Source organism: Streptomyces sp. NPDC021562 (assembly GCF_040640875.1).
In the GTDB taxonomy this organism is placed as follows: Bacteria; Actinomycetota; Actinomycetes; order Streptomycetales; family Streptomycetaceae; genus Streptomyces.
This window is the reverse complement of record NZ_JBFACN010000001.1, coordinates 290,677-313,078: the sequence shown is the minus strand read 5'-3', so window position 1 is coordinate 313,078 and position 22,402 is coordinate 290,677. Positions and strand designations below refer to the sequence as shown.

The window sequence follows — 22,402 nt, the reverse complement described above, 5'->3', positions numbered from 1 at the left end:
GAAGGCGGATGCGGGCGCCGTACGAGGAGCGCGCGCAATACCGGATCGTACCGACCCGGCCCCGCCGACCGAAAAACGATTACCGACAGTGCGCCGTCAGTCGCAGTCGTCCCCGGTGCAGGCCTCCTCGAAGAAGTCCAGGTTCTCCTGGAGCGACTTCATCAGACTGTCCCGCTCCTCGTCGTCCACCTGTACGGGGACGACCCCCGTGGCGCCGGACAGCCGCCGGAAGCCGCCCCGGCTCTCCAGCCGGCCGTGGACCCGTACCGGGAGTCCGACGAGGTGGGCCTGGCCGGCGATCCGGTAGTCCTCCTCGTCGAGGGTGACCCGCACGTACGGCACCTCGGCGCCGGCAATCACCCGCAGCCGTACCGCGCCCTCGCCGCGCGGCTCCGAGCGGCGCATCCGGACCACGGTTCCGGTGACCCGGACCGCGACGGAGGGTTCTTCGCGCAGGTAGCGGGCGCCGGCCTCGCGCAGCACGGGCAGGTCGCCGGGTGAGAACTCGACGGGGTCCAGGGCCGACGCGCAGTCCTCGGGGACTCCGGCGCCCGGCGCCCAGTCCACCGAGACGCGGGCGCCTTCGGTGCCGCGCACGAGCGTGACGAGGGCGTCGGTGAGTTCCCGGCTGACGCCGGCCTCGACGGCGCCGTCGAAGGCGTCCATGCCGCCGGTGGCCCGCTGGTAGTCGATGGCCTCGCGGGCGGCGTACAGGGCCTGGTGGAGGCGTACGGCGAGCGGGCGGCCGGTAGCGACGGGCAGGAAGGCGGTCAGGCCGCGGCCGCCCTCCGCGGAGCCGACCAGCACGGACTCCAGCATGGCCGCGGCGGCCCGCTTGTGCCGGGCACCGTAGTACCCGGCACGCGCGCGGGTGGCGAGCGCGCCGGCCAGCAGGGTCCCCCGGGCGGCGGTGCGCAGTTGCTCCTCGGCGGTCCAGGACGCGGCGTCCGCGGGTCCGTTCGGCACGTCCCGCCACCAGCGGATCTCGTCGCTGGGCACGGCGAGCCCGACCAGTACCTCGCGGGCCGCGGGCGTCCCGCTGCGCACCAGAGCGGTGAGCGCCTCCCCGAGCAGGTCGTCGCTGTCCGGGAAGGCGCGGCTCTCGGGTACCAGCAGGCTGGTGCCGGTGCTGCCCTGCCCGGGTGGGGTCCAGCGGCCGTAGCGCCCCGGCGCTCCCCCGCGCCGCACCCAGCCGTGCCGGCGCAGCAGGGCGCCGAGCACGGCGGGGTCGACCTCGGTGGGCTCGGGGGGACGGTCCCAGTGGGGCCGATGGAGGTCGTCGGGATGCGGCCTGACCTCCCGCAGCGGCTCCTCGTACGGACGGTGCCTCATGGTCTGCCTCCCGTCCCGACCCGCGTCATGATCTCGCAGAGCGCCCGGTCGTCGAAGATGCGCGAGGTCGGGACCCGCACGGTGGTCCGGTGCCGGCCGGTGACCGGGTGCCCCGCCAGGTTGACCCAGTAGCAGCAGTGCCGCAGGTCGAGCCGGTCGTGGCTGGCGCGCAGCCAGTCGTCCTGGGACCGCGGCACCAGCATCACCACGAGGATCTTGTGCACCGACACCGGTGTGCGGGCGAGCTTGCGCAGGTGGTCGTTGTCGAGCGTGAAGGAGAAGAAACGTCCCGGCGGGTTGGGCGCTATCTGGTAGGTGCACTTGAGCTGCACCTTGATGGTCACCTCGTCGTCGACGGTGTGCCCCGGCGAGCCGTGGCTGACGTGCCAGTCGATGCCGTTGTCCGGGAACGGCTGCGACAGCGAGCAGCCGGCCGCCGCCGCGACGGCGTGCAGATATCCCACCTGCAGTGTCTCCATGCAGGCGGTGGTGGCGAGTGTGCCGCGAAGGGGGCCCGTACGTTCGGGCAGCAGCCCGCCCCGTTCGGGCTGCGCTATCGCCATGACCAACAGCCTTCCCAGCCAAGGATTTTCCCCGTGACGGGTCGCTGAACTGCAAAGACCCGCACTCCTGTTGTGTCCTTCCGGCGTACGTCGCAAACGGCCCGGGTATCACCAAACAGGCAGAAGACGGAACGTCAGCTGCCGTGGGTGAACGAGGAGTTGTGTAGGCATGACGTGCTGGTACGAGGGGCCCCTGGCGGCCTTCGACACGGAGACCACGGGCGTCGACGTCGAGACCGACCGGATCGTGTCGGCCGCCGTCGTCGTCCAGGACGCCCCGGGCACCCGGCCGAGGGCGGTCCGCTGGCTGGTGAACCCGGGCGTGCCGGTGCCGGAAGCGGCGACGGCGGTGCACGGGCTGACCGACGAACACCTGCAGCGCAACGGCCGCTGGCCGGCGCCGGTGATGCACGAGATAGCCGAGGAACTGGCCGAGCACGCGGCGATGCGCCGCCCGCTGGTGGTGATGAACGCGCCGTTCGACCTGACCCTCCTGGACCGCGAGTTGCGCCGCCATCGGGCGTCCTCGCTGGACCGCTGGTTCGAGGCGAGCCCCCTGCTGGTCCTCGACCCCCGGGTCCTGGACAAGCATCTGGACCGCTACCGCAAGGGCCGCCGCACCCTGACCGACCTGTGCGCGCACTACGAGGTGACCCTTCAGGGCGCGCACGACGCGGGCGCGGACGCCCTCGCCGCCCTGGAGGTGGTACGGGCACTGGGCCGCCGTTTCGCGAGCCGCCTGGAACGTCTGACCCCGGCCGAGCTGCACACGCTGCAGACCACCTGGCACGCGGCGCAGGCCCGTGGCCTCCAGGCCTGGTTCACCCGCAGCGGCACACCGGAGACGGTGAACCAGGACTGGCCGCTGCGGCCGGAACTGCCGACGGCGGCCTGAGAGCCGACGCGAAAAAGGCCGGTCCGCGCAGGCGGACCGGCCTTCCCGGTGGTGGGCGATACTGGGTTCGAACCAGTGACCTCTTCGGTGTGAACGAAGCGCTCTCCCACTGAGCTAATCGCCCGGGAACGCAGTGAACGATACAGGGAGCCGTGGGTTTCGTTCAAACCGCTTGCAGGTGCCCGAGCAGTCCGCGCCGTCCCGACCGCATCATCAGCCGGTGGTTGGCACGGAACAGCGGCCGCCCGGGGACGGCCAGCCGCCGCAGCAGCGCCTTGTTGACGTCCACGACCTGCTCGTAGCGGGCCAGCGCGCCGGCGCCGTCGGCGACGACCGTCCAGCGGGCCCAGCCCTCGATGTCGCCGGTCATACCGGTCTCCAGCACGCCCGCCTGCGGATCGCGCCGGGTCTCGCGCGCGGTGAAGGTGATGTCGTACGGCAGGACGGAACGGATGGTGAGGACGCCCGTGGTGTCGTTCAGGCGGGTGACCGAGCGCACCTGGGGCCACCAGTGCGGGTACTCCTCGACCCGTTCGAGTGCCCGGTAGACGGCCGCGGTCCCGAAGGGCAGCGGCCAGCGGCTGAGGAAGCGGTAGTGGTTGCGGTCCATGGGCGGAGTCTGCCCGGCCGCCCGGGGGTGAGTACGCGTACTCATGCCCTGCGGCGTGACCCGTACCACACTCGGGGGCGCGAGCGCCGCCGCCCGTGCGACGGCGCTCCCCCGCTCCTGCCTATGAGGGCATCCTGTCGCCGAGCAGGGCCAGGTTCTCGATGGCCGCGAGCCCGTACAGCGCGGTGTCGTTGGAGGACACCCAGCTCGCCTCGCTGCCCGCGACGAGGGCGACCGGGCCGGAGAGCGGCTCGGTCTTCCACGGCGAGGACTCCGTGTACCCGTCGGAGCTGTAGAACTTCGTCCAGGCGCGCTGGGCGAGGGCGTCGTCGCCGGTCTGCACGGCCGCGTACGCGTCGAGCCGGGAGTGGCCCTGGAAGAGCAGCAGGGTGCCGAAGTTGGAGCCGTAGCGTGCCGCCTGTTCGGCCTTGGTGGCGTTGAAGTAGCGGCAGTAGTCGAAGTACGCCTCGTTGAACTCCGGCATGTCGACCAGGTAGATGAGTTCGGCGCAGAGTTCGTTCAGGCCGAAGACCGCGGAGAGGTGGGAGACGGAGACGACCGGGGTGGCGGCCGTGGCGAACCTGCCGGTGTCGAGGTCGTACAGACCGCTGCCCTGCACGAAGCCGTTGGGCTGGGCGGCGATGCCTTGCATGGTCGACAGGACGCGCGCCCTGGCCTTCTCCCACTTGGGGCCCTTGCGTTCCCACTCGGTCAGCCAGGCCGACACCAGGCCGCTCCAGTCGGTGCCGAAGCCGATGGACAGGGCATGCCGGTCGGGGGTGTAGGGGTCGGTGCGGACCTTGCGCTGCGGATCGAGGACGAGGAAGGTCTCGTCGGAGTCGACGTTGGCGGCCATGAGGTCGCCGACGCGTTCGTCGGCGGTGAGGAAGTAGTAGAAGCGCCGGTAGGTGGTGTTGGAGATGCGCTGCTGCTTGGCGCTGTCCGCGAAGTGCTGCACGCCGTGCCGGGTGCCGAGTCCCGCCCACTGGCCGATGTGATAGACGTCGACCTCCCCGGTGTGCCGGGTGAGCGCCTCGGCGAACCGGAAGATGTCGGAGCGCCCGCTCCTCAGGTACGCGTACCAGAGCCACAGGTCGGGTGAGAGCTCGGAGTTGTCCCAGGCGTAGCCGCCGATGTCGTACCGCCACTGGTGGCGCACGGTGTCGTAGGTGTGCATGAAGTCGCCGTAGTCCCAGAAGCCGTACCAACGGCGCTGCTCGACCTGGTCCTTGTAGTAGGTGAAGAGGAAGTCGAGGTGGTCCTCGATCTTCGCCTTGGCGGCGGTGGAGCGGTCGGGTTCGGAGAACAGGCCCGGGCCGAAGACCTTGGCCTTGATCAACTGCTGGGGCGGGGCCGTGAGTTGCGGGAGCACCCGGACGGCCTCGACCTGGTCGGCCAGCACCTGGGGTGCCGGTGTGGTCTCGTTGGCCCAGAACAGCAGCTCCGAGGTGCGGGCGATGCCGTAGGGGGTGCCGAACTCCGGCTCGTAGTCCTCGTAGGTGATGTTGAGGCCTTCTAGCTGCTTCGCGTAGGTGTCCTGGCCCATGCCGTCGTGGTAGAAGCGCAGGTCCATCGGCTGGGCCTCGGGCGACCAGAGCCAGAGGGTGACCTCGGCCTCGTCGGTGTGGGCGTCGCGGATGTCGAGCTGAGCCGGGAACTTCTCCCAGAAGTCCCTGAGGCCGAAGGAGAACCCGCCGCTCGCGCCGCCGACGTAACCGAATCCGGAGGCCCGCCTGCCGCCGCCGGCCGCGATCCAGCCGTACCCCTTCTTCGTGCGCTTGCGCAGGGTGAAGCCGTCGGCGGAGAGCTGGGAGAGGGTGTAGTCGCCCCAGTGCGGGATGTACTGGAGGCGGGTGGTGACGCGCTGGTCCCAGGTGGCCGGGTCGGGCAGCTTCTGGCCCGCGTACTGGGCCGCCTGCACGGCCGTGCCCGGGTCGCGGCGCAGGCCGGTGATGCCCTGGACGGCCTCCCGCAGCAGGCCGGTTCCCTCGCCGCCGATCCGGATGTGCCGGTCGTACGCCTCGTCGCGCATCGGCACGCTGAAGCGCACCCCGAGTCCGCGGATGAAGTCGCCACTCGCCCGGCCCGGCTCCTGGGTGCCGTCGTAGGTGATCGTGTGGACCATGCGGAAGGAGTCGGCGCCCGCGTAGAAGTAGAGCCGGATCGAGAACGGCAGCCAGCTCCGGTTGCCCCTGCGGTGCTTGCCGTCGATGCGGACGACCGCGCGGACCGGCCCGTCCTGTTCGACGGTGACGGTGTCGATCGCGCCGTCGAAGCGCTCGGTCCTGACCGTGCCCTGGTCCTCGTCCTCGACCTCGGGCTGGCGGATGAGGACGAGCCTGCCGTTCCTGGCGATCTCCGTCGACCCCCGGGTGACCGACTTGATGAGGGTGGCACCGTTCTTGCCGATCTTCACGGCGATCACGCCGGTGGACACGTCGATCGTGCCGCCGGTCCTGTCGACGGTGACCTTCCGGTCGGGCGCGGCCGGTTCGCCCGCCGCGAGGGTGAGCTTGCCGTTGCCCGATCCCACCGCGTGGGCGGTCCACTTGAGGGAGCCGTCCGGCCAGTAGGCGAGGGGCCAGGACTGGACCGGCACGTCCTTGCCGTCCTCGTCCGTGACCGCGAAGGCCTGGTCCTCCCGGAACGCGCCCCTCGGCCAGGGCACGCCGACGGTCGAGCCGGGTGCGGCTCCGAGGCCGCCGTCCTCCAGCCAGTCGAGGGTCACCGGGTCCGCGTCGGCGGCCGCGGCTCCGGGCGCGGCCTGCGCCTGCTTCGTTCCCAGCGCCCAGCTGAACTGGGCGGCGGCGCCGGCGACGGCGGCCGCCTTGAGGAGGGACCTGCGTGGGATGGGCGACATGGTCCGCCTTTCCTTTCCGTGCGCGTGCAGGTGATCAGGGGCATGACAGAGGGAGGAGGTGCGACGCCGGTCGGGCGCCGCCCCTGGTACGGGGCCGTCAGCGGCGGCGCCGGTGGCGCTCCTCCACGGCGACGGCCGCCGCCGCGACGGCGCCCAGCACGGGGACCGCCAGCGGCGCGATGAGCAGGGCGGAACAGACCAGGAGGACCGCTCCCCCGACGAGCAGGAAGGATCCGCCGGGGTCGAGGACGGTGCGGCGGCCGGCCGCCGCGAGCAGGGTGCGCCAGCGGTCGCCGGGCGTCCAGACGGCTGCCGCGCGCAGCCCCGTGACCGCCAGGCCGAGCACCGCGAACAGGCCGACGGCCCCGACGAGCGGCCCGCCGGGCAGCCCGGCGCGCACCGCCCGCACATCCACCCAGGCGACGGCGAGCGCCGCCCAGCCGGCCAGTCCGACCAGCCGGCCGCCGGGCAGCGCGGCCCGGAAGTCGCTCACGAACTCCCGCCAGCCGCCCCCGACCTGCCCGGTGCGGCGGCGCAGATGCCGGGCACCGGCGGCGAAGGCGGCCGGCCAGGTGATGACGCCCAGCGAGGCGACGGCGATCCACACGCCGGTGAGCAGGCACTCGGCGAAGACACCGAACCGGTCCGACAGAGGGGTGGGCTTCACGCGTACGTCGTCGGCCACGGTCTCAGCCCTTCAGTCCGGAGGTCGCCATTCCGTCGATCAGGTAGCGCTGGAAGGCGAGGAAGAACAGCAGCACGGGAAGCAGCGCGACCAGGGACATGGCGATCATGCCGCCGTAGTTGGCGGCCACGCCGTCGGAGTCGCGGAACATCATCAGGCCCAGCGACACCGTGTACTTGCCGGGCTCGTTGAGGTAGATCAGCGGGCCCATGAAGTCGTTCCAGGCGTTGATGAAGGTGAAGATCGCGCTGGTGATGAGGGCGGGCCGGCACAGCGGCAGCACGATGGACCAGTAGATGCGCAGGTGCCCGCAGCCGTCGAGCCGGGCCGCCTCGTCGAGCTCCCGCGGCAGGTTCCGCATGAACTGCACCATCAGGAAGACGAAGAACGCCTCGGTGGCGAGGTACTTGCCGATCAGCAGCGGCGTGTAGGTGTTGATCCAGCCCAGCTTCTGGAACATCACGTACTGCGGGATCAGCAGCACGTGGTACGGCAGCAGCAGGGTACCGATCATCAGGGAGAAGAGCAGGTTGCGGCCCGCGAACCGGATGCGGGCGAACGCGTAGGCGGTGAGCGAGCAGGAGACGAGCACGCCCACGACGGCGCCCCCGGCGTAGAACAGGGAGTTCCGGAAGAACGTCCAGATGCTGATGTCCGCTATGCCGTCGGCGAGACCCTTGAAGTTGGACAGGATCGGATGGGACGGGAGCAGCTGGAGGCTGTTGATGATGTCCTTGCTGGGCTTGAAGGACGCCCCGATCACCCAGACCACCGGGTAGAGGATGACCGCCAGGATCAGCAGGGCGCCGATGTGCCAGGCGAGGGATCCGGTCCGCTTGCGGCCGACCGCGTCCGTGACCTTGGTGGTGATCGCGCTCATCGGGCGTCCTCCTCGTAGTGCACCCACTTCTTCTGGGACCAGAAGAGGACGGCTGTCACCAGGGCGACGGCGAGCAGCAACATCCAGGCCATCGCGGCGGCGAAGCCCATCTGGGCGTTCTTGAAGCCCTGCTCGTAGAGGTAGCAGGTGTAGACGAGCGTGGCGTCGGCCGGGCCGCACTGGGTGTTGGAGACGACGTACGCCGAGCCGAAGATCTGGAAGGAGTGGATGGTCTCCAGGAGCACGTTGAAGAACAGCACCGGGGAGATCATCGGCAGAGTGATGTTCCAGAAGCGGCGCAGCGGCCCGGCGCCGTCCATCGCGGCCGCCTCGTACAGCTCCCTGGGCACCTGCTTGAGACCGGCCAGGAAGATGACCATGGGGGCGCCGAACTGCCACACCGTCAGCGCGACCAGGGAGTACAGCACCCAGTCGGCGTTGCCGACCCAGCCGCCGACGTGCCAGCCGAAGAAGGACTGGGTACGGTCCACCACCGCACCGTCGGAGAACAGCGACCGCCAGACGAAGCCGACCGAGACGCTCGCGCCGATCAGCGAGGGGGCGTAGAACGCGGCCCGGTAGAAGGCCTGGCCGCGCCGGCTCTGGGCGAGCAGCATCGCCACCCCGAGCGCCAGCAGCAGTTTGAGCGGGGTGCCGATGACGACGTACTTCGCGGTCACCTCCACCGACTTCTGCCAGCGGGGGTCGTCGAACATCCGGGTGAAGTTGTCGAGCCCGACCCACTTGGGGGTGTTGAAGAGGTTGTAGTCGGTGAACGCGAAGTACAGGGAGGCGATCATCGGGCCCGCCGTCAGCAGCAGGAAGCCCGCGATCCACGGGGACATGAACAGGTAGCCGGCGAGGTTCTCGCGGCGGCGGCCCGGCCGCCGCCCGGTGGGGGCGGCGGCGGCCGAACGCGTTCCGCGAGCCGCGGGCAGGGAGTCCTTGACGAGCGTCACGGCAGGTCCCATCAGGCCTGGAAGGCGGCCTCGGACTCGGTGAAGAACTGCTTCACCGCGTCGGTGACCTTGGTCTTGCCCTGTCCGAGGTCGCCGCCGATGCGCAGGAACGCGGCCTCGATGGTGTCGGCGCCGGAGGGGTGCGGGGTGATCGTGCCGAGCACGCCCGCCTTCGCGGTGTCGTCCTCGTACTGCGCGATCTCCTTGTTGACCGGGTCCGTCGGCCGGTAGGCCGCGTACTGCTCGGTGCTCGCGAGGATGCCCCGGTCGTAGCCCATGATCCTGCCGACCTCGGGGTCGTGGACCATGAAGTCGATGAACTGGGCGGCTTCCTTCGGGTGCGCGGTGCGGGCCGAGGCGCTGAGCATCAGGGAGGCGAGGTACTGCCCGGTGTGCTTGCCGTCCATGGTCGGGATCGGGGCGAGACCGTAGGTGCTGCCGCCCTCCGCCGAGTAGCGGACGGTGAAGTTGTCCCAGGTGAACTCCGAGGCGCCGTGACCGGCGGAGAGGGAGGACTTGGGCGCGTCCTGCGCGACGACCTTCGGGTCGGTGACGATGCCTGCCTTGACGCGGTTGTAGCCGTCCGTCCACCACTCCGTCAGGTCGGCCTTGTCGAAGCCGAGTCCGTCCGAGGTGTAGAAGGCCTTGCCGTTCTGGCGGAGGTAGAGGTCGTAGAGGTACATGATCGTGAAGTAGCCCGTGTCCCCCGCGACCTTGGTCCTGTCGTGGATGGTCTTCAGGGCCTTGAAGTAGTCGTCCCAGGTCCAGCCCGGGTGCGGCTCGACACCGGCCTTCGCGTAGACCTTCTTGTCGATGACCAGCGCCATGGTGTTCGAACCGACGGGGACCCCGACCTGCTTGCCGTCGACCTCGCCGACCTTCGTCACACCGGCCCGGAAGTGATCCAGGCTCAGATTGCCGGCCTGAACCTGTGACTTCAGATCGAGCAGAATTCCTCGCTTGTCGTACTTCCGAAGAAAGGTGACGGCATTTTGGAAAACGTCCGGGGGATTTCCGCCCGCGGCCTGGGTCTGGAACTTCTCCCAGAAGGACGCATACGTCTGGAAGTCGGTCTTGACCTTGATCTTCGGGTACTTCTTCTCGAAGAGCGCGATGGTCTGGTTGATCTTCTTGGCGCGCTCCTCGGCACCCCACCACGAGTAACGGATCGTCACCGTCCCGTCCCCGGCACCGCTGCCGCCCCCGCACCCGGTGGTCGCGGCGAGCCCGAGCGCGGCCGCCGAGGCCCCGGCCGCCTTCAGGATGGTCCGCCTCTCCACATTCCTGCTGGTTCCCACAGTCGGGCCCCTCCCCGCAGCGGATGCCGCCGCTTGCATGAATCGTTTCAAGTAAGCGCTTGCTGGCACAAGGTACGGAGGGGCCGGTGAGGCGTCAATGATTCGCACAGGAATTTCTTGCGACCGCAGCGACCGGGAGGCCCGGCGCGACCGCCGGGCGGCGCCCGTGGGGCCGGGGACGCCGCAGGTGGGGCGCGCGCGGTCGGCTGATCGAACGTCAAGCGGCGGGAGCGGCGGGAGGGTTACGGCTTGGCGTCGGCGGATGGGCCGTGCGGGCGGCAGGGTGCGGAGGGGGCGTGCGAGGGCCCCTGGGCGGGGCCGCCGAGGTACGGGGGCCGTGCGGGCGGAGGGGCGGGGAGGGGGCGTGACGGCGAGGCCACGGAGAGGCGGGGCATGGAGGGGGAGCGGCGGCGGAGCCGCGGAGAGGCGGGGCAGCGGGGCGGGCGGGCGCGCGGAGGGGCGTGGCGGCGGGGCCGCGGAGAGGCGTGGCGGGCGCGCGCGGAGGGGCGTGGCGGCGGGGCCGCGGAGAGGCGTGGCGGGCGGGGCCGCGGAGAGGCGGGGCAGCGGGGCGGGGCGGGCGGGTGCGGAGGGGGTGGGGCGGCGGGTGCGGAGGGGGTGCCGGGTGTTCGCGGGTGTGACGTGGTCGTGGGCGAGGGGGCGAACGGCGCCCCGGGTCGGCGGTCTCCCTCGCCGCACCTCCGACGATTACGACCGCCGTCCGCCTCGCCGCGCCAACGGGCATCCCACAGGAGCCCGGGGGGCCGGACACGGTGCGTGGTCACCCTCGCCGCCACCGGCGACGAGCAGGGCCCCTGCCACGGGCCTCCCGCACACCGGTTTCCGGCACGTCACTCGCCACGCAGCACCGGCCTGGGCGCGCCGCGTGCGCAGGCCGCCCACCGCACGAGGGGGCCGCCCGTAACCGCGCGAACCGGCCGCACGCCTCGCCCGAGGGAAGGCGTCGGCCTCGGGGGTCCCGGGCACACGACTGCGGCCCACCTGCTCATTCGCAGGTGGGCCGCAGTTCCGGGTGGGCGATACTGGGTTCGAACCAGTGACCTCTTCGGTGTGAACGAAGCGCTCTCCCACTGAGCTAATCGCCCGGGCGCAGGAAGAACATTACCCCATGTCAGGGGGTGCCCCCGACCAGTCGCCGGGGTGCGCGGCCTGCGGCCGGATCACTCCTCGATCTTCCACGGCACGACCACGCCGAACCGGGAGAGGTAGATCCCGACTCCGCCGGCCACGATCACCAGGCCGATCGTCGTCAGCGTGATGTTGCGGCGGCGCACCTTGGGGTCGAGGGCCTTCTGTGCCGCCTCCGTGACCTTGCGTTTCGTCCAGCGGAGCACCAGCTGGGCCCAGACGAACTCGGTCGCCCAGATCGCCATGCCGCCGAAGATGACCACCCAGCCCGGACCGGGCAGCGGCAGCATGACGATGCCCACGGCCACCACCGCCAGGCCGACCGCGAAGACCCCGACCTGCCAGCTCAGGTGCAGCATCCGGCGCGCCTTGACGAACTCGGGCGCCCGCGATCCCAGCTCCCGCTCACCGCGCGCCCCGTCCGAGACCGCGGCGGCCTCGCTCGGTTCGTTACTCCCCGTATTCATACGACCAAACCCTACCTGAGCGATTCGGGTCACCGGAATGGTCGTAGATCACGCTCGGCTTCTCGGCCGGAAGAGTTACGTAAACACACGCAAAACACTCAGAGGGGTTTACAACGGCACCGTAGGTGGCATGTCGATTTCGCCGACGTGCGAATCCCCGAGCGCACACTGAGCGAAAGGCCCTGGCGCTTATGAACACCACGGTCAGCTGCGAGCTGCACCTGCGCCTCGTTGTGTCGAGCGAGTCCTCCCTGCCTGTCCCCGCAGGCCTGCGGTACGACACGGCCGACCCCTACGCCGTGCACGCCACCTTCCACACCGGAGCCGAGGAAACCGTCGAGTGGGTGTTCGCCCGCGACCTCCTCGCCGAGGGGCTGCACCGCCCCACCGGCACCGGCGACGTCCGCGTCTGGCCGTCGCGCAGTCACGGTCAGGGCGTCGTCTGCATCGCCCTGAGCTCCCCCGAGGGGGAAGCCCTGCTCGAAGCCCCCGCGCGGGCCCTGGAGTCCTTCCTGAAGCGAACAGACGCCGCCGTGCCGCCCGGCACGGAACACCGGCACTTCGATCTCGATCAGGAGCTCTCGCACATCCTGGCGGAGAGCTAGGGCGAGTCCCCCCCAAAGCCGCCCGGCGCCGTCCACTCGGGGAGACGGCTCGGGCCTGGACAACCGCATACGGCAGCACCGGCGCCGCCACCGTGATCGGTCACGGGGCGGCACCGCTGTGTCCACGCGCCCGGCCACGCACGCCTCCGTGGGAACCTCCGCCGGGTGGTGACCGTTCTACGGAGAGCCACGAGTGGAACAGGGCACGGTGCGGGGCCTCCGTATGTCGCTACCATCGGCCACCATCGGCGGGCGCCCGCCCGACCCTCAGGCCAGGGAGCGAAACGTGCTGATCACCCACGACACCCGGTGTTCCCTCGACGCCGTGGTGGATCTGGTGAACACCGCGCCGGAGGACGGCTCGGCGGTGGACGGACTGCCCGACGTCCCGGCCCTCCAGGATTTCGTACGAAGCCACGACATCAGCGATGTCGGCACGCTGTCGGAGTTCGACCTGTCGGCCGTGCGCAAGGTCCGCGGTCGGTTCGCGGCGATCTTCGCCGCCCCGGACGCCCGGGCGGCGGCGGGGATGATCAACGAGCTGGTCGCGGCCGCCGGCACCACTCCGCGGCTCACGGACCACGACGGCTACGACTGGCACGTGCACTACTTCGCCCCCGGCGCCTCGGTGGCCGACCACCTCGCCGCCGACTGCGGGATGGCGCTCGCCTTCTTCGTCGTCGCCGGGGAGCAGGAGCGGCTGCGCCGCTGCGAGGCCCCGGACTGCCGGCGCGCCTTCGTCGACCTCTCCCGCAACCGCTCACGCCGGTACTGCGACAGCCGGACCTGCGGCAACCGTCTGCATGTCGCCGCGTACCGGGCGCGCCGCAAGGAGGCCGCCGGGTGATCCCCGGAGCGGGAGCGTCGATGCCGACGCCGGTCCCGGCGGGTGGCGCCGGGACGGGCGGGTACGGCTCACAGCCACAGCAGGTCGTGCAGCGCGGCCATGAGGAGTAGACACCCGATCACCGCAAGGAAGATCATCAGCGGTGGCTGGGAAAGGGCGAAGAGGCACCCGCGCGGCTCGTCCTCCGGCAGCGCGGCCTCGCTCTGTTTCGTGTCCAGCATCTCGCGGCGATGATGACTCAGCGGACACCCTCTACGCGATCAACACGCCCGGAATAGGCGGTAGTTCGCCGAAATCCACGATGTCCGTTTCGCCTCCGCTCATCCGCTGAACGGTTCTGTGCGCGCCGCGGACGCACTGTGTCGTTTCAATGCCTCATGTGACTGTCATATGCGCAGGGCCAAGCGCTGCCCGCACCGCTCGTCACCCGTCGCCGCGGAGGGTCATATTCCGTGCTTCTTGAGAATGGCCTCGATGTCGCTGAAGTCGTCGCCGGAGCCCGCCGCGCGGGGCGCCGCGGCGGGTGGGGCGGCCTGACGGGAGCCGGGACCGAGTGACGGCGCGGACGCGGTCGGGGCGACCGCGCCCTGCTGTCCGGCCCTGGCCGCCTTACGCTCGGCACGGGTGCCGCCGCGTCTGCGCTCCACGGCACGGGTGGTGGCGAACAGGGCCCACGCCACGCCGAGCACTCCGAAGCCCGCCCAGGCGGTGGGACTGAACGCGGTGTCGGCCAGCCAGCCGACCACCCCCGTCATCACCAGACCCACGGGCACCAGCGAGTAGGCGGCGATCCGGGCCGCCGCCAGGTACCGCTTGCGATAGGCGGTGACCACGGCGATGCCCAGGCCCGCCACGGACACGGCGGAGCAGACTGTCTCGGCGATCATCCGGTCCTCCTGGCGGGCTCGGTCGGTAGGGCGGGCGACAGCCGCGCGCCGCGCTTCGCCCCTTCCATCGTGCACCGCCCGGCCCGTGCGATCCATGCCCAGGCCTGACAATCAGGGGCATCTCGGGGTACGGTCCGGGTCGCCTCCACCCCTGGTACGAGACACGGCGGCAGGGCCACCGGCGGGGCGTCGCGGCCCGGCCGCCGGGACCGCCGCCGTCGGCGGGCTCGCGCCCACCGTTCCGATTGGGTCCAGGCAGCCCGGCCTGGAAGACTGGAGTGCATGAACGACTCCTCCCCCGCCTCCGGCACCCCCGTCCTGGACGTCTGGTGTGAACTGCAGTGCCCCGACTGCCGCAGCGCGCTGGACGACCTCCGCGCCCTGCGTGCCCGGTACGGCGACCGGCTGGAGCTGCGGCTGCGGCACTTCCCGCTGGAGAAGCACAAGCACGCCTTCGCCGCCGCGCAGGCCGCCGAGGAGGCCCTGGAGCAGGGGATGGGCTGGGAGTACGTCGAGGCGGTGCTCGGCCGGGTCGAGGAACTGGACCGCGCGGGCGAGCCGTTCCTGGTCGAGGTGGCCCGGGAACTGGGCCTGGACGCCGAGGAGTTCGACACGGCGCTGGTCGACGGGCGGCACATCCTGATCGTCGACGCCGACCAGGCCGAGGGCAAGGCCATCGGCGTGACCGGCACCCCGACCTACGTCCTCGACGGGGAACGCCTCGACGGCGGCAAGAGCCAGGAGGGCCTGCGCGAGCGCGTGGAGCAGATCGCGGACCGGCTGCTGGCCGGACAGGAGTGAGGCCCCTCAGAGCCGCTCCTCGGAGCAGGAGCACGAGCCGGACCAGGCCCTCGTGGTCAGACCAGGCCCTCGTGGTCAGACCAGGTACTCGTGATCGGATCAGGTCTTTGTAGTCAGATCAGATCCTTGTAGAAGGAGTACGAGACGGTGACGTACCCCAGCGACTCGTAGAGCCGCTCGGCCGGGGTGTTGCCGGCGAACACGTTGAGGGCCAGGACCCGTTTCCCGGCCGCGGTCGCCTGGGCCTCGGCGAGCAGCATGAGGGTGCGGCCGTGCCCCTGACCGCGGTGGGCGGCGTCGGTCTCCACCCGGTACACCCAGGCGTCGTCCGCCCGCAGGGCCAGCCACAGGACACCGACGCGCGTCCCTTCGTGTTCCAGGACGCTGAGCCGCACGCCCTCCGTGGCCGGCCCGTGCGGCAGCAGCCGAGCGTGGTCGCGCCGCGACCTCTCCCATGCCTCGTCCTCGGGCACGCCCCGTTCGTGCCACACGCGCGCGTACGCCGCCATGGCGTGGGGGAACCACTCCTCGTACTCGGCCTCGGTCAGCTCACGGCTTCGGCTGTCCGCGGGCAGTGCGGGCGGAGTGTCGCCGAGCCGCTTCTCCATGCCCCGGTTGCGCAGCACGTACCCGAGCGACCGCACGAGGTGCAGGGCCGGTTCCGCACCGGCGGGCACGTCCACCTCGATCTGGCGGCAGCCCCAGCCGCGCGCGACCTCCTCCGCCGCGAGCGCGGCCACCGTGCCCCGGCCCCGGCGGCGGTCGGGCTCCTCGATGCGCAGGTCGGTGATGCGGGCGCCCAGGACGCCGAAGCGCCGCGAGGAGCCGAGGTGGAGGGTGCCGACGGGCCGGCTGTTCACACACACCTGGAAGCGGCGGGACAACGTCCCGTCGGTGCTGCGCTGGAGCGGCTCGGTCGGCCGCAGGGTCGTGGTCATCAAGGGTGTTCTACCCATTGGGGACGCCCACGTCAGCCGAATAACGTCCGGCCCCTACGGATCCAGGTCCTCCCCCGACCGCTCGTCGAAGATCCGCATCGCCTTGGCGGTCACCGGCCCGGGCGCGCCCGGGAGTTCGCGGTCGTCGACCCGGTGCACGGCCTGGACGTCGCGCAGGGTGGAGGTGAGGAAGATCTCGTCCGCCCGCGCCAGGACGTCCATGGGCAGGTCGGTCTCCCTGGCGCCCGTCCACTCGACGGTCAGGGCGCGGGTGATGCCCGCCAGACAGCCGGAGGCGACCGGCGGGGTGTGGATCTCGCCGTCCAGGACGACGAAGACGTTGGAGCCGGTGCCCTCGCAGAGCTGCCCGACCGTGTTGGCGAACAGCGCCTCGGTGGCGTCGTGTTGGTGGGCGCGGGCCAGGGCCACGACGTTCTCGGCGTACGAGGTGGTCTTCAGGCCGGTGAGCGCGCCGCGCTCGTTGCGGGTCCAGGGGACCGTGACGACGGCCGTGGAGTCCGGCCGGCGGGTGGTCTCACCGAGAGCGACGATCAGGGTGGGTCCCTGGGCGCCGCGGTCGGAACCGAGGGGGCCGTGGCCGCCGGTGTAGGTGATGCGCAGCCGGCCCAGCGGCATCGGGTTGGCCGCCAGGACCGCGGCGCAGGCCGCGCGGACCTCGTCGTGGTCGGGGTCGGGCAGGCCCAGGCCCCGGGCCGAACGGGTCAGCCGGTCCAGGTGGCGGGTGAGGGCGAAAGGCCTGCCGTCGGTCGCCCTGACCGTCTCGAAGACGCCGTCGCCCACGGTCAGCCCGTGGTCGAAGACGGAGACACGCGCGGTGTCGACGTCCTGCAGTCGGCCGTCCAGCCAGATGCTCACCCGAGACCTCCTTCGGTCATGTCGTACGTGCCCGACGCTATCGCGAGCAGCCGGGCGGCCTTCAGCTCGGTCTCCCGCCATTCGCCCTCGGGGTCGGAGCCCCAGGTGATCCCGGCTCCGGTGCCGAACCGCAGCATGCCCTCGGCGCGGTCGATCCAGAAGGTGCGGATCCCCACGGCCAGCTCGCCGACGCCCCGGTCCGCGTCCACCCAGCCGATGCCACCGCAGTACGGGCCGCGCGGTGCGGTCTCCAGTTCCCCGATGATCCGCAGCGCGCTCGACTTCGGCGCGCCGGTGACCGAGCCGGGCGGGAAGGCCGCGGTGAGCAGCTCGGACCAGCCGGAGTCCGCGCGCAGCTCGCCGCGGACCGTGGAGACGAGGTGGACCAGCCCCGGGTGCTTCTCCACGGCGCACAGGTCGGGGACGGTCACGCTGCCGGTGGCGCAGACCCGCCCGATGTCGTTGCGGACCAGGTCCACGATCATCACGTTCTCGGCGTAGTCCTTCTCCAGGAGGTCTGCCTCGGTACGGCCGGTGCCCTTGATGGGCCCGCTCTCCACGGTCCGTCCCGTGCGGCGCAGGAACAGCTCGGGCGAGGCGGTGGCGGTCTCGACGCCGTGCGCGGGCAGCCGAACCGTTCCGGCGTAGGGCGCGGGGTTGCCGCGGGCCAGCAGCGCGGTCAGCGCGTCCACGTCGGCACCGGGGTCAACCGGCGCGGACAGCACCCGGCACAGGTTGGCCTGGTAGACCTCGCCGGCCGCGATGCGCGAGCGGATCCGCCGCACCGCCGCCGTGTACGCGCCACGGTCGAGGGAGGACGACCAGTCACCGGCGGCCGGCCCCCGCCAGGCCCCCGGCACCGGCGCGGGCACCGGCTCCTCGCGCACGTCACGGAAGCGTGCGCAGGTCAGCCCGCCTTCGAAGTCCGCGCAGACGGCCCAGAAGCCGGTCGAGTCGAGGGCTTCGGGATCGCTGGTGACGTCGACGAGACCGGTGGCGACACGGCCCCCGAACCGGGCGAGAGGAGGGTGATGGAGCACGTCGTCGAGTCTATGGCGGGTGTCCCCGGGGTGACCCGGGCGTGTCGCCGAGGGGCCCCTGACCACGTCGTCCGTCGGGCGCAGCGCAGCACGCTGCGTAAACGCGTTTTTGTGCTGGCCCGGGAATCCGCTAGAGTTCAACACGTCGCCGGGACGCGAGAGCGGACCGAAACGACTGGCGGACGTAGCTCAGTTGGTAGAGCGCAACCTTGCCAAGGTTGAGGTCGCGAGTTCGAGCCTCGTCGTCCGCTCGAAGGAAACAGGGGTCTTCCCGATCCCCTACACTCCTGGTGGAGTGGCCGAGAGGCGAGGCAACGGCCTGCAAAGCCGTCTACACGGGTTCAAATCCCGTCTCCACCTCCAAGGACGATTAGCTCAGCGGGAGAGCGCTTCCCTGACACGGAAGAGGTCACTGGTTCAATCCCAGTATCGTCCACTGGAACCCCACCGGGTTCGACCCGCGCGATTAGCTCAGCGGGAGAGCGCTTCCCTGACACGGAAGAGGTCACTGGTTCAATCCCAGTATCGCGCACGCACCGCCCGTGATCCTCGGATCGCGGTCCCGAGGACGATTAGCTCAGCGGGAGAGCGCTTCCCTGACACGGAAGAGGTCACTGGTTCAATCCCAGTATCGTCCACACGCACAGAGCCCCGGCCGCCCAGCGCGGCCGGGGCTTCTTCGTGGGCTCAGCTGGAGAAGAGCATGTGGGCCCAGCCCTTGTTGTGGTGGCCGCCGTGGTGGCCGTGGCCGCCGTAATGACCGTGGCCGTGCCCCCCGCCGTGCGGGGCGCCCCAGGCCGGGGCGGGCGGGGCCGCCGGGTACGGCTGCGGTGCGGGCGGGACCGGGTTCGCCCACTGGGCCTCCAGCTGGGTCAGCGCCTCCAGCTCGCCGTAGTCGAGGAAGATGCCCCGGCAGCCGCTGCACTGCTCGATCTGGACGCCGCTGCGGTTGTAGGTGTGCATCGGCGCATGACACTTCGGACACTGCATGGTCGGCTCAACTCCTCGCCGGTGAAGACTGCTTCACGTTCTTCCGGGACAGACTCCGTCCGGCCCCGGGCGGTTGCAGCGTACGTCGGGGAATCGTGCGCCGACCGGACCGGGAAGAGGGTGTCTCCAGGGCCGCTCAGGGGTCATTACGGGGCCATTCGGGCACAGGCGTCGATCAGGGACTGCTCGACCTCGTCCAGCGGACGGTCCGCCGCGACGGCCTTCGCGAGGTACCGGGCGCCGGTCTGGACGGTCAGGGCACGGGCCGGGACGTCCAGGGCGGCCCAGGGGTCGCCCTCCGGTACGGCCGGGCCGCCGGCCGCGCGGTAGGCGGCGAGGAAGCGGTTCCACGCGTCGGGCGGGAGGAGGCCGCAGGCGTACCAGGACGCGGGGCGGGCGAGGTCCCAGGCCGGCACCCCGACGCCGAGGTCGTCGACGTCGATGAGCCGCCACGGGCCGTCCGGCGCCGGGTGCCGGACCAGTTGGCCGAGGTGGAGGTCACCGTGGCAGAGGGCGCGTGGGTGGGTGTCGGGCGCGGGTGCCTCGGCGCGGGCCCACGCGGGCAGCGCGGACCACGCGCGCAGGAGGGGGCGGGCGGCGGGGTGCGGGCGCGAGGCCGCCAGGGTGGCACGCAGGCGGCTCATCGCGAGAGCGGCCTTCTCGGGGCCGCGCATCGGGGGTGTGCCCGGGGTGGACGGAGTGCGGTGGAGTCGGGCGAGGAGGGCCGCGGCGGCCTCCCAGGGGGCGGTGTCCGGGGCCTCGGGGTCCACGGGGGCGCCGTACGGCCAGAGGGTGACCGGGCGGCCCTCGACGGAGGCGGCGGTGGCCGGGGCGAGGGGCGGGAGGAAGACGTCGGGGAGGCGGGTGGCGGTGGCCAGGCGGAGGGCGAGGGCGGTGGGGTCGGTGCCGGGGGCGTGGGCCTTGGCGACCGTGTCCGCGTGGCGCAGGACCGTGGCGTCGGGGCGGTGGGCGAGGGTGATGGTCGCGCAGGCGCAGGGGGCGGCGTCGGGGGCGTCGGGGTGGGCGGCGGCTCTGATCTCGGCGGTCAGCTGGGGCAGTACGTCTGTGGTCACGGGTCCCCCGGGAGGTGCGGCTGCGCTGCGGTGAGGGTACGGGGATTCGCCGGACCGGGTGCACAGCGGGCTGCGGCGGAGGACGCTGTGCCGGGTGCAGCGCGGCGGATGTCACCGGCTGGCCGTGCCCCGCGGCACGCTTGCGGGGTGCCGGGCGTCGGCCGCCCACGCCGGCGGAGTACCAGGCGTCGCCCGCCAAGGCCTGCGCAGTGCCAGGAGCCGCGCGCCCATGCTGGCGGAGTACTGGGGGTCGCCCGCCCACGCCTGCGGGATACGGGGGGCGCCCGCCCACGCCTGCAGGTGCCGCGCGACCACGCCGTGCGCTCCGCCGGCACGTCGGTCCGCAGGCAAAGCAATGCCGGCGCAGCTCCCCAGCTGCGCCGGCATTTTTGCCGTCCGTCGCACCCCCGTCCCCACGGGGTTTCATGGGTGGATGTCCCCGCCCGGACCGCTCTTCCGGGCCTGGGGTCGCCGCTCAGCGCCCCAGCATCGCTCCCACGGACGACGCCTGTGTGGCCACCGTCTGCCAGCCGTCGAAGACCAGCAGGAGCAGGGCCGCCAGGGGAAGGGCCATCAGCGTCGCCACCAGGGGGTGGCGGCGGCCCTGCCGGCGGGGGCGGGTGGTGTGTGTCCGCTGTGCCGTAAGAGCCATGGTCCCTCTCCTGACCGTTCAGTTGTCGTTGGCAGCGGCGGGTGTCTGACCTCGGGGGACGAGTGCTGCACCCGCCGCTTGACCTCAAATCTAGGCGTGCGGCTCCCGGCGGGCGTCATGCCCTCGTACCGAATCACGGGCCTCCGAGAGGATGAGCCGTGACCTGCGGAGTACTCCTCTGGGTGGAGACGACGCCCCGTGTCTCCACCTACGTCTCCGGGTCATCCCCGAGGGGGTGCCCGGTCCTTCCCGGCTTTTCCGAGATGTCCTCACGGGGCACCGGCTGCTCGACGAGGGCCAGGACCCGGTTGGCCATGAAGCGGGCGGTCCGGACAACGCTCCCGTTTCTCGTGACTTCGCTCACTTCGACCACCCCCCGTCGTACCGCCGTCTCCACCCGGCGGCCCGCTCTGCTCGCCACCACCTCGTAGGTGCGCGTCGTGTCGCCGGCGTCGACGACTATCTCCACCCGGTCACCCTTCACAGCTTCAATCCCCCTTCTGTGACGGCTTGTTGGAGCAGTCGGGTGCTCAAAGGCGCCGACTGGGGCGCCTTCCTGACCACTTCTCAAGTCTCGCACCCGGCACTGACAATCCATCGGACCGAGAGGGCGCGGCCTCTGCGCACGGGCGGCCCGGTAAACGTAAGCTGTGCCACGTCAGACGGACCGGGCAGCGGGGATGAACATGGCGATGATGCGCCTGAGGCGCGAGGACCCGCGCGTCGTCGGCTCGTTCAGGCTTCACAGAAGGCTCGGCGCCGGCGGGATGGGCGTGGTCTACCTGGGCTCCGACAAGAAGGGGCAGCGGGTCGCGCTGAAGGTGATCCGGCCGGACTTGGCCGAGGACCAGGAGTTCCGGTCGCGGTTCGCCCGTGAGGTCTCGGCGGCCCGGCGGATCAGGGGCGGTTGCACGGCACGGCTGGTCGCGGCGGACCTGGAGGCCGAGCGGCCGTGGTTCGCCACCCAGTACGTCCCCGGGCCCTCGCTGCACGACAAGGTCGCCGACGAGGGCCCGCTGCACGCCGCGGAGGCCGCGGCGGTCGGGGCGGCCCTGTCCGAGGGCCTGGTCGCGGTGCACGAGGCCGGGGTCGTCCACCGGGACCTGAAGCCGTCCAACATCCTGCTGTCCCCGAAGGGGCCGCGGATCATCGACTTCGGCATCGCCTGGGCCACCGGGGCGTCGACACTCACCCACGTCGGTACGGCGGTGGGCTCCCCCGGTTTCCTCGCACCCGAGCAGGTGCGCGGGGCGGCCGTCACCCCGGCCACGGACGTGTTCTCGCTCGGCGCGACCCTCGCGTACGCCTCGACCGGTGACTCGCCGTTCGGGCACGGCAGTTCCGAGGTGATGCTCTACCGGGTCGTCCACGAGGAGCCGGCGCTGCACGGTGTGCCGGACGCCTTGGCGCCCCTGGTGCGGGCCTGTCTGGCGAAGGATCCGGAGGACCGGCCGAGCACGCTCCAGCTGTCGCTGCGGCTGAAGGAGATCGCCGCGCGCGAGGCGCACGGGATGGCCGACGTACGGCCGCCGTCGCCGCGGGCCGCGGAGGCCGACCGGCCCACCGGGCGGCTCGCCGAGACCTACCCGGAACCGCAGCGGGCCCAGCGGCGGCCGCAGTCCGCACCGGGCGCGCCCGTACGCGGCAACGCGCCCTCGCGCGGCGGCAGCGGTCCGCGGTCCGGCGGCGGGGTGCCGTCACGGCCGAACGGCACCCGCCCCACCCCCGCCCCCCGTGGCAACGGCACCCGCCCGGGAACCGGTGGCCGGCCCGCGCCGCGCAGCGGTACCGGACGTCCCACGCCGCGTCCGACGGGCACCGGACGGCGGCCGGCCAATCCCCGGCTGCTGCGTCAGCGGCTGTTCGTGTTCGTCGTGGTGACCCTGCTGGTGGCCCTGGGCATCGCGCTCGCCCAGGGCTGTTCGGGTCCGGCGCACGGGATGGGCGTGCCCGGCGGCGGGATTCCGGCGCAGGCACTGCCTCTTAGGGAGTAGCCCC

The 22,402-nt window shown here is 71.8% G+C and carries 23 protein-coding genes and 7 tRNA genes; 10 read left to right on the top strand and 20 right to left on the bottom strand.

What is annotated here, in order from left to right; genetic code table 11:
• Window positions 1-96 precede the first annotated feature (96 nt).
• A complete protein-coding gene (locus tag AB0G52_RS01495; protein ID WP_132889246.1) occupies window positions 97-1,332 on the bottom strand; it encodes a hypothetical protein in 1,236 nt (411 codons plus the stop codon).
• Entirely contained in the window at window positions 1,329-1,895 is a 567-nt protein-coding gene (locus AB0G52_RS01490) for a DUF4365 domain-containing protein (RefSeq protein ID WP_132889245.1), read from the bottom strand. The genes AB0G52_RS01495 and AB0G52_RS01490 overlap by 4 nt, the downstream gene beginning before the upstream one ends.
• Window positions 1,896-2,064: 169 nt before the next feature.
• On the opposite strand from AB0G52_RS01490, the gene AB0G52_RS01485 reads away from it, so the two are divergent.
• Window positions 2,065-2,790 (top strand): 3'-5' exonuclease, encoded by a 726-nt coding sequence (locus AB0G52_RS01485; RefSeq protein WP_132889244.1) that lies wholly within the window; start codon window positions 2,065-2,067, stop codon window positions 2,788-2,790.
• 49 nt (window positions 2,791-2,839) lie between these two features.
• Here the strand turns inward: AB0G52_RS01485 and AB0G52_RS01480 are convergent.
• The 9 genes from AB0G52_RS01480 to AB0G52_RS01440 all read right to left on the bottom strand — a co-directional run bounded on the left by AB0G52_RS01480 (window position 2,840) and on the right by AB0G52_RS01440 (window position 11,695).
• Window positions 2,840-2,914: transfer RNA gene (locus AB0G52_RS01480), tRNA-Val, on the bottom strand.
• A gap of 39 nt (window positions 2,915-2,953) precedes the next feature.
• A complete protein-coding gene (locus AB0G52_RS01475; RefSeq protein ID WP_132889243.1) occupies window positions 2,954-3,400 on the bottom strand; it encodes an SRPBCC family protein in 447 nt (148 codons plus the stop codon).
• Window positions 3,401-3,521: 121 nt separating this feature from the next.
• Window positions 3,522-6,260: a Tat pathway signal sequence domain protein gene (locus AB0G52_RS01470; RefSeq protein ID WP_132889242.1), complete on the bottom strand. Its 2,739-nt coding sequence runs from the start codon at window positions 6,258-6,260 to the stop codon at window positions 3,522-3,524.
• Between the two features lie 97 nt (window positions 6,261-6,357).
• Window positions 6,358-6,945: a hypothetical protein gene (locus AB0G52_RS01465; protein ID WP_132889241.1), complete on the bottom strand. Its 588-nt coding sequence runs from the start codon at window positions 6,943-6,945 to the stop codon at window positions 6,358-6,360.
• 4 nt (window positions 6,946-6,949) lie between these two features.
• The gene (locus AB0G52_RS01460) at window positions 6,950-7,825 is read right to left on the bottom strand and encodes a carbohydrate ABC transporter permease (protein WP_132889240.1); all 876 of its coding nucleotides are present in this window, start codon (window positions 7,823-7,825) and stop codon (window positions 6,950-6,952) included.
• The gene (locus AB0G52_RS01455; RefSeq protein ID WP_132889239.1) at window positions 7,822-8,784 is read right to left on the bottom strand and encodes a sugar ABC transporter permease; all 963 of its coding nucleotides are present in this window, start codon (window positions 8,782-8,784) and stop codon (window positions 7,822-7,824) included. Before AB0G52_RS01455 ends, AB0G52_RS01460 begins: the two co-directional genes overlap by 4 nt.
• A gap of 11 nt (window positions 8,785-8,795) precedes the next feature.
• A complete protein-coding gene (locus AB0G52_RS01450; protein WP_132889238.1) occupies window positions 8,796-10,082 on the bottom strand; it encodes an extracellular solute-binding protein in 1,287 nt (428 codons plus the stop codon).
• A gap of 1,031 nt (window positions 10,083-11,113) precedes the next feature.
• A tRNA-Val gene (locus AB0G52_RS01445) sits at window positions 11,114-11,185 on the bottom strand.
• A gap of 75 nt (window positions 11,186-11,260) precedes the next feature.
• The gene (locus AB0G52_RS01440; protein WP_361332685.1) at window positions 11,261-11,695 is read right to left on the bottom strand and encodes a TIGR02611 family protein; all 435 of its coding nucleotides are present in this window, start codon (window positions 11,693-11,695) and stop codon (window positions 11,261-11,263) included.
• A gap of 191 nt (window positions 11,696-11,886) precedes the next feature.
• On the opposite strand from AB0G52_RS01440, the gene AB0G52_RS01435 reads away from it, so the two are divergent.
• Together AB0G52_RS01435 and AB0G52_RS01430 are read left to right on the top strand one after the other, a co-directional pair.
• Complete coding sequence (locus AB0G52_RS01435) at window positions 11,887-12,300, top strand: SsgA family sporulation/cell division regulator (RefSeq protein ID WP_004002642.1); 414 nt, start codon at window positions 11,887-11,889, stop codon at window positions 12,298-12,300.
• A 286-nt stretch (window positions 12,301-12,586) separates the two neighbouring features.
• Entirely contained in the window at window positions 12,587-13,147 is a 561-nt protein-coding gene (locus AB0G52_RS01430) for a CGNR zinc finger domain-containing protein (protein WP_132889236.1), read from the top strand.
• Window positions 13,148-13,215: 68 nt separating this feature from the next.
• Here AB0G52_RS01430 and AB0G52_RS01425 read toward each other — a convergent pair whose 3' ends face one another.
• Window positions 13,216-13,368, bottom strand: a complete 153-nt coding sequence (locus AB0G52_RS01425) for a hypothetical protein (RefSeq protein ID WP_165939380.1) — start codon at window positions 13,366-13,368, stop codon at window positions 13,216-13,218.
• A gap of 222 nt (window positions 13,369-13,590) precedes the next feature.
• On the bottom strand, window positions 13,591-14,034 hold the full coding sequence (locus tag AB0G52_RS01420) for a hypothetical protein (RefSeq protein ID WP_132889235.1): 444 nt from the start codon (window positions 14,032-14,034) through the stop codon (window positions 13,591-13,593).
• A gap of 282 nt (window positions 14,035-14,316) precedes the next feature.
• On the opposite strand from AB0G52_RS01420, the gene AB0G52_RS01415 reads away from it, so the two are divergent.
• Window positions 14,317-14,835 carry a DsbA family protein gene (locus AB0G52_RS01415; protein WP_132889234.1) on the top strand — a complete coding sequence of 173 codons (519 nt, stop codon included), beginning with the start codon at window positions 14,317-14,319 and terminating at the stop codon, window positions 14,833-14,835.
• 113 nt (window positions 14,836-14,948) lie between these two features.
• Here the strand turns inward: AB0G52_RS01415 and AB0G52_RS01410 are convergent, their stop codons facing one another.
• Genes AB0G52_RS01410 through AB0G52_RS01400 form a run of 3 tightly spaced genes read right to left on the bottom strand, consistent with a single transcriptional unit; the run spans window position 14,949 to window position 17,689 of the window.
• Window positions 14,949-15,773 carry a GNAT family N-acetyltransferase gene (locus AB0G52_RS01410; RefSeq protein ID WP_132889233.1) on the bottom strand — a complete coding sequence of 275 codons (825 nt, stop codon included), beginning with the start codon at window positions 15,771-15,773 and terminating at the stop codon, window positions 14,949-14,951.
• Between the two features lie 54 nt (window positions 15,774-15,827).
• Window positions 15,828-16,649 carry an aminodeoxychorismate lyase gene (locus AB0G52_RS01405; RefSeq protein ID WP_132889232.1) on the bottom strand — a complete coding sequence of 274 codons (822 nt, stop codon included), beginning with the start codon at window positions 16,647-16,649 and terminating at the stop codon, window positions 15,828-15,830.
• Complete coding sequence (locus AB0G52_RS01400) at window positions 16,646-17,689, bottom strand: chorismate-binding protein (protein ID WP_132889231.1); 1,044 nt, start codon at window positions 17,687-17,689, stop codon at window positions 16,646-16,648. Before AB0G52_RS01400 ends, AB0G52_RS01405 begins: the two co-directional genes overlap by 4 nt.
• A gap of 178 nt (window positions 17,690-17,867) precedes the next feature.
• On the opposite strand from AB0G52_RS01400, the gene AB0G52_RS01395 reads away from it, so the two are divergent.
• The 5 genes from AB0G52_RS01395 to AB0G52_RS01375 all read left to right on the top strand — a co-directional run bounded on the left by AB0G52_RS01395 (window position 17,868) and on the right by AB0G52_RS01375 (window position 18,327).
• Window positions 17,868-17,940 (top strand) — tRNA-Gly (locus tag AB0G52_RS01395).
• 38 nt (window positions 17,941-17,978) lie between these two features.
• A tRNA-Cys gene (locus AB0G52_RS01390) sits at window positions 17,979-18,052 on the top strand.
• A gap of 1 nt (window position 18,053) precedes the next feature.
• Window positions 18,054-18,125: transfer RNA gene (locus AB0G52_RS01385), tRNA-Val, on the top strand.
• A 24-nt stretch (window positions 18,126-18,149) separates the two neighbouring features.
• Window positions 18,150-18,221, top strand: a tRNA-Val gene (locus tag AB0G52_RS01380).
• Between the two features lie 34 nt (window positions 18,222-18,255).
• Window positions 18,256-18,327 (top strand) — tRNA-Val (locus AB0G52_RS01375).
• Window positions 18,328-18,376: 49 nt separating this feature from the next.
• Here AB0G52_RS01375 and AB0G52_RS01370 read toward each other — a convergent pair.
• The 4 genes from AB0G52_RS01370 to AB0G52_RS01355 form a co-directional block, all read right to left on the bottom strand.
• Entirely contained in the window at window positions 18,377-18,679 is a 303-nt protein-coding gene (locus AB0G52_RS01370; protein WP_132889230.1) for a zf-TFIIB domain-containing protein, read from the bottom strand.
• Window positions 18,680-18,825: 146 nt separating this feature from the next.
• Window positions 18,826-19,752: an aminoglycoside phosphotransferase family protein gene (locus tag AB0G52_RS01365; RefSeq protein WP_361332679.1), complete on the bottom strand. Its 927-nt coding sequence runs from the start codon at window positions 19,750-19,752 to the stop codon at window positions 18,826-18,828.
• Window positions 19,753-20,227: 475 nt separating this feature from the next.
• Window positions 20,228-20,404, bottom strand: coding sequence for a hypothetical protein (locus AB0G52_RS01360; protein ID WP_132889228.1), 177 nt, complete (start codon window positions 20,402-20,404; stop codon window positions 20,228-20,230).
• A 208-nt stretch (window positions 20,405-20,612) separates the two neighbouring features.
• On the bottom strand, window positions 20,613-20,888 hold the full coding sequence (locus AB0G52_RS01355; protein ID WP_132889227.1) for a hypothetical protein: 276 nt from the start codon (window positions 20,886-20,888) through the stop codon (window positions 20,613-20,615).
• Window positions 20,889-21,084: 196 nt separating this feature from the next.
• Between AB0G52_RS01355 and AB0G52_RS01350 the strand changes: the two genes are divergently transcribed.
• Entirely contained in the window at window positions 21,085-22,398 is a 1,314-nt protein-coding gene (locus AB0G52_RS01350) for a serine/threonine protein kinase (protein ID WP_165939387.1), read from the top strand.
• Window positions 22,399-22,402 lie beyond the last annotated feature (4 nt).

What these genes read in the sequence shown, in the direction of transcription:
- AB0G52_RS01495 (WP_132889246.1), bottom strand. Translation starts at nt 1,332, where the DNA reads ATGAGGCACCGTCCGTACGAGGAGCCGCTGCGGGAGGTCAGGCCGCAT.
- AB0G52_RS01490 (WP_132889245.1), bottom strand. Translation starts at nt 1,895, where the DNA reads ATGGCGATAGCGCAGCCCGAACGGGGCGGGCTGCTGCCCGAACGTACG.
- AB0G52_RS01485 (WP_132889244.1), top strand. Translation starts at nt 2,065, where the DNA reads ATGACGTGCTGGTACGAGGGGCCCCTGGCGGCCTTCGACACGGAGACC.
- AB0G52_RS01475 (WP_132889243.1), bottom strand. Translation starts at nt 3,400, where the DNA reads ATGGACCGCAACCACTACCGCTTCCTCAGCCGCTGGCCGCTGCCCTTC.
- AB0G52_RS01470 (WP_132889242.1), bottom strand. Translation starts at nt 6,260, where the DNA reads ATGTCGCCCATCCCACGCAGGTCCCTCCTCAAGGCGGCCGCCGTCGCC.
- AB0G52_RS01460 (WP_132889240.1), bottom strand. Translation starts at nt 7,825, where the DNA reads ATGAGCGCGATCACCACCAAGGTCACGGACGCGGTCGGCCGCAAGCGG.
- AB0G52_RS01440 (WP_361332685.1), bottom strand. Translation starts at nt 11,695, where the DNA reads ATGAATACGGGGAGTAACGAACCGAGCGAGGCCGCCGCGGTCTCGGAC.
- AB0G52_RS01435 (WP_004002642.1), top strand. Translation starts at nt 11,887, where the DNA reads ATGAACACCACGGTCAGCTGCGAGCTGCACCTGCGCCTCGTTGTGTCG.
- AB0G52_RS01425 (WP_165939380.1), bottom strand. Translation starts at nt 13,368, where the DNA reads ATGCTGGACACGAAACAGAGCGAGGCCGCGCTGCCGGAGGACGAGCCG.
- AB0G52_RS01420 (WP_132889235.1), bottom strand. Translation starts at nt 14,034, where the DNA reads ATGATCGCCGAGACAGTCTGCTCCGCCGTGTCCGTGGCGGGCCTGGGC.
- AB0G52_RS01415 (WP_132889234.1), top strand. Translation starts at nt 14,317, where the DNA reads ATGAACGACTCCTCCCCCGCCTCCGGCACCCCCGTCCTGGACGTCTGG.
- AB0G52_RS01410 (WP_132889233.1), bottom strand. Translation starts at nt 15,773, where the DNA reads ATGACCACGACCCTGCGGCCGACCGAGCCGCTCCAGCGCAGCACCGAC.
- AB0G52_RS01370 (WP_132889230.1), bottom strand. Translation starts at nt 18,679, where the DNA reads ATGCAGTGTCCGAAGTGTCATGCGCCGATGCACACCTACAACCGCAGC.
- AB0G52_RS01360 (WP_132889228.1), bottom strand. Translation starts at nt 20,404, where the DNA reads ATGGCTCTTACGGCACAGCGGACACACACCACCCGCCCCCGCCGGCAG.
- AB0G52_RS01350 (WP_165939387.1), top strand. Translation starts at nt 21,085, where the DNA reads ATGAACATGGCGATGATGCGCCTGAGGCGCGAGGACCCGCGCGTCGTC.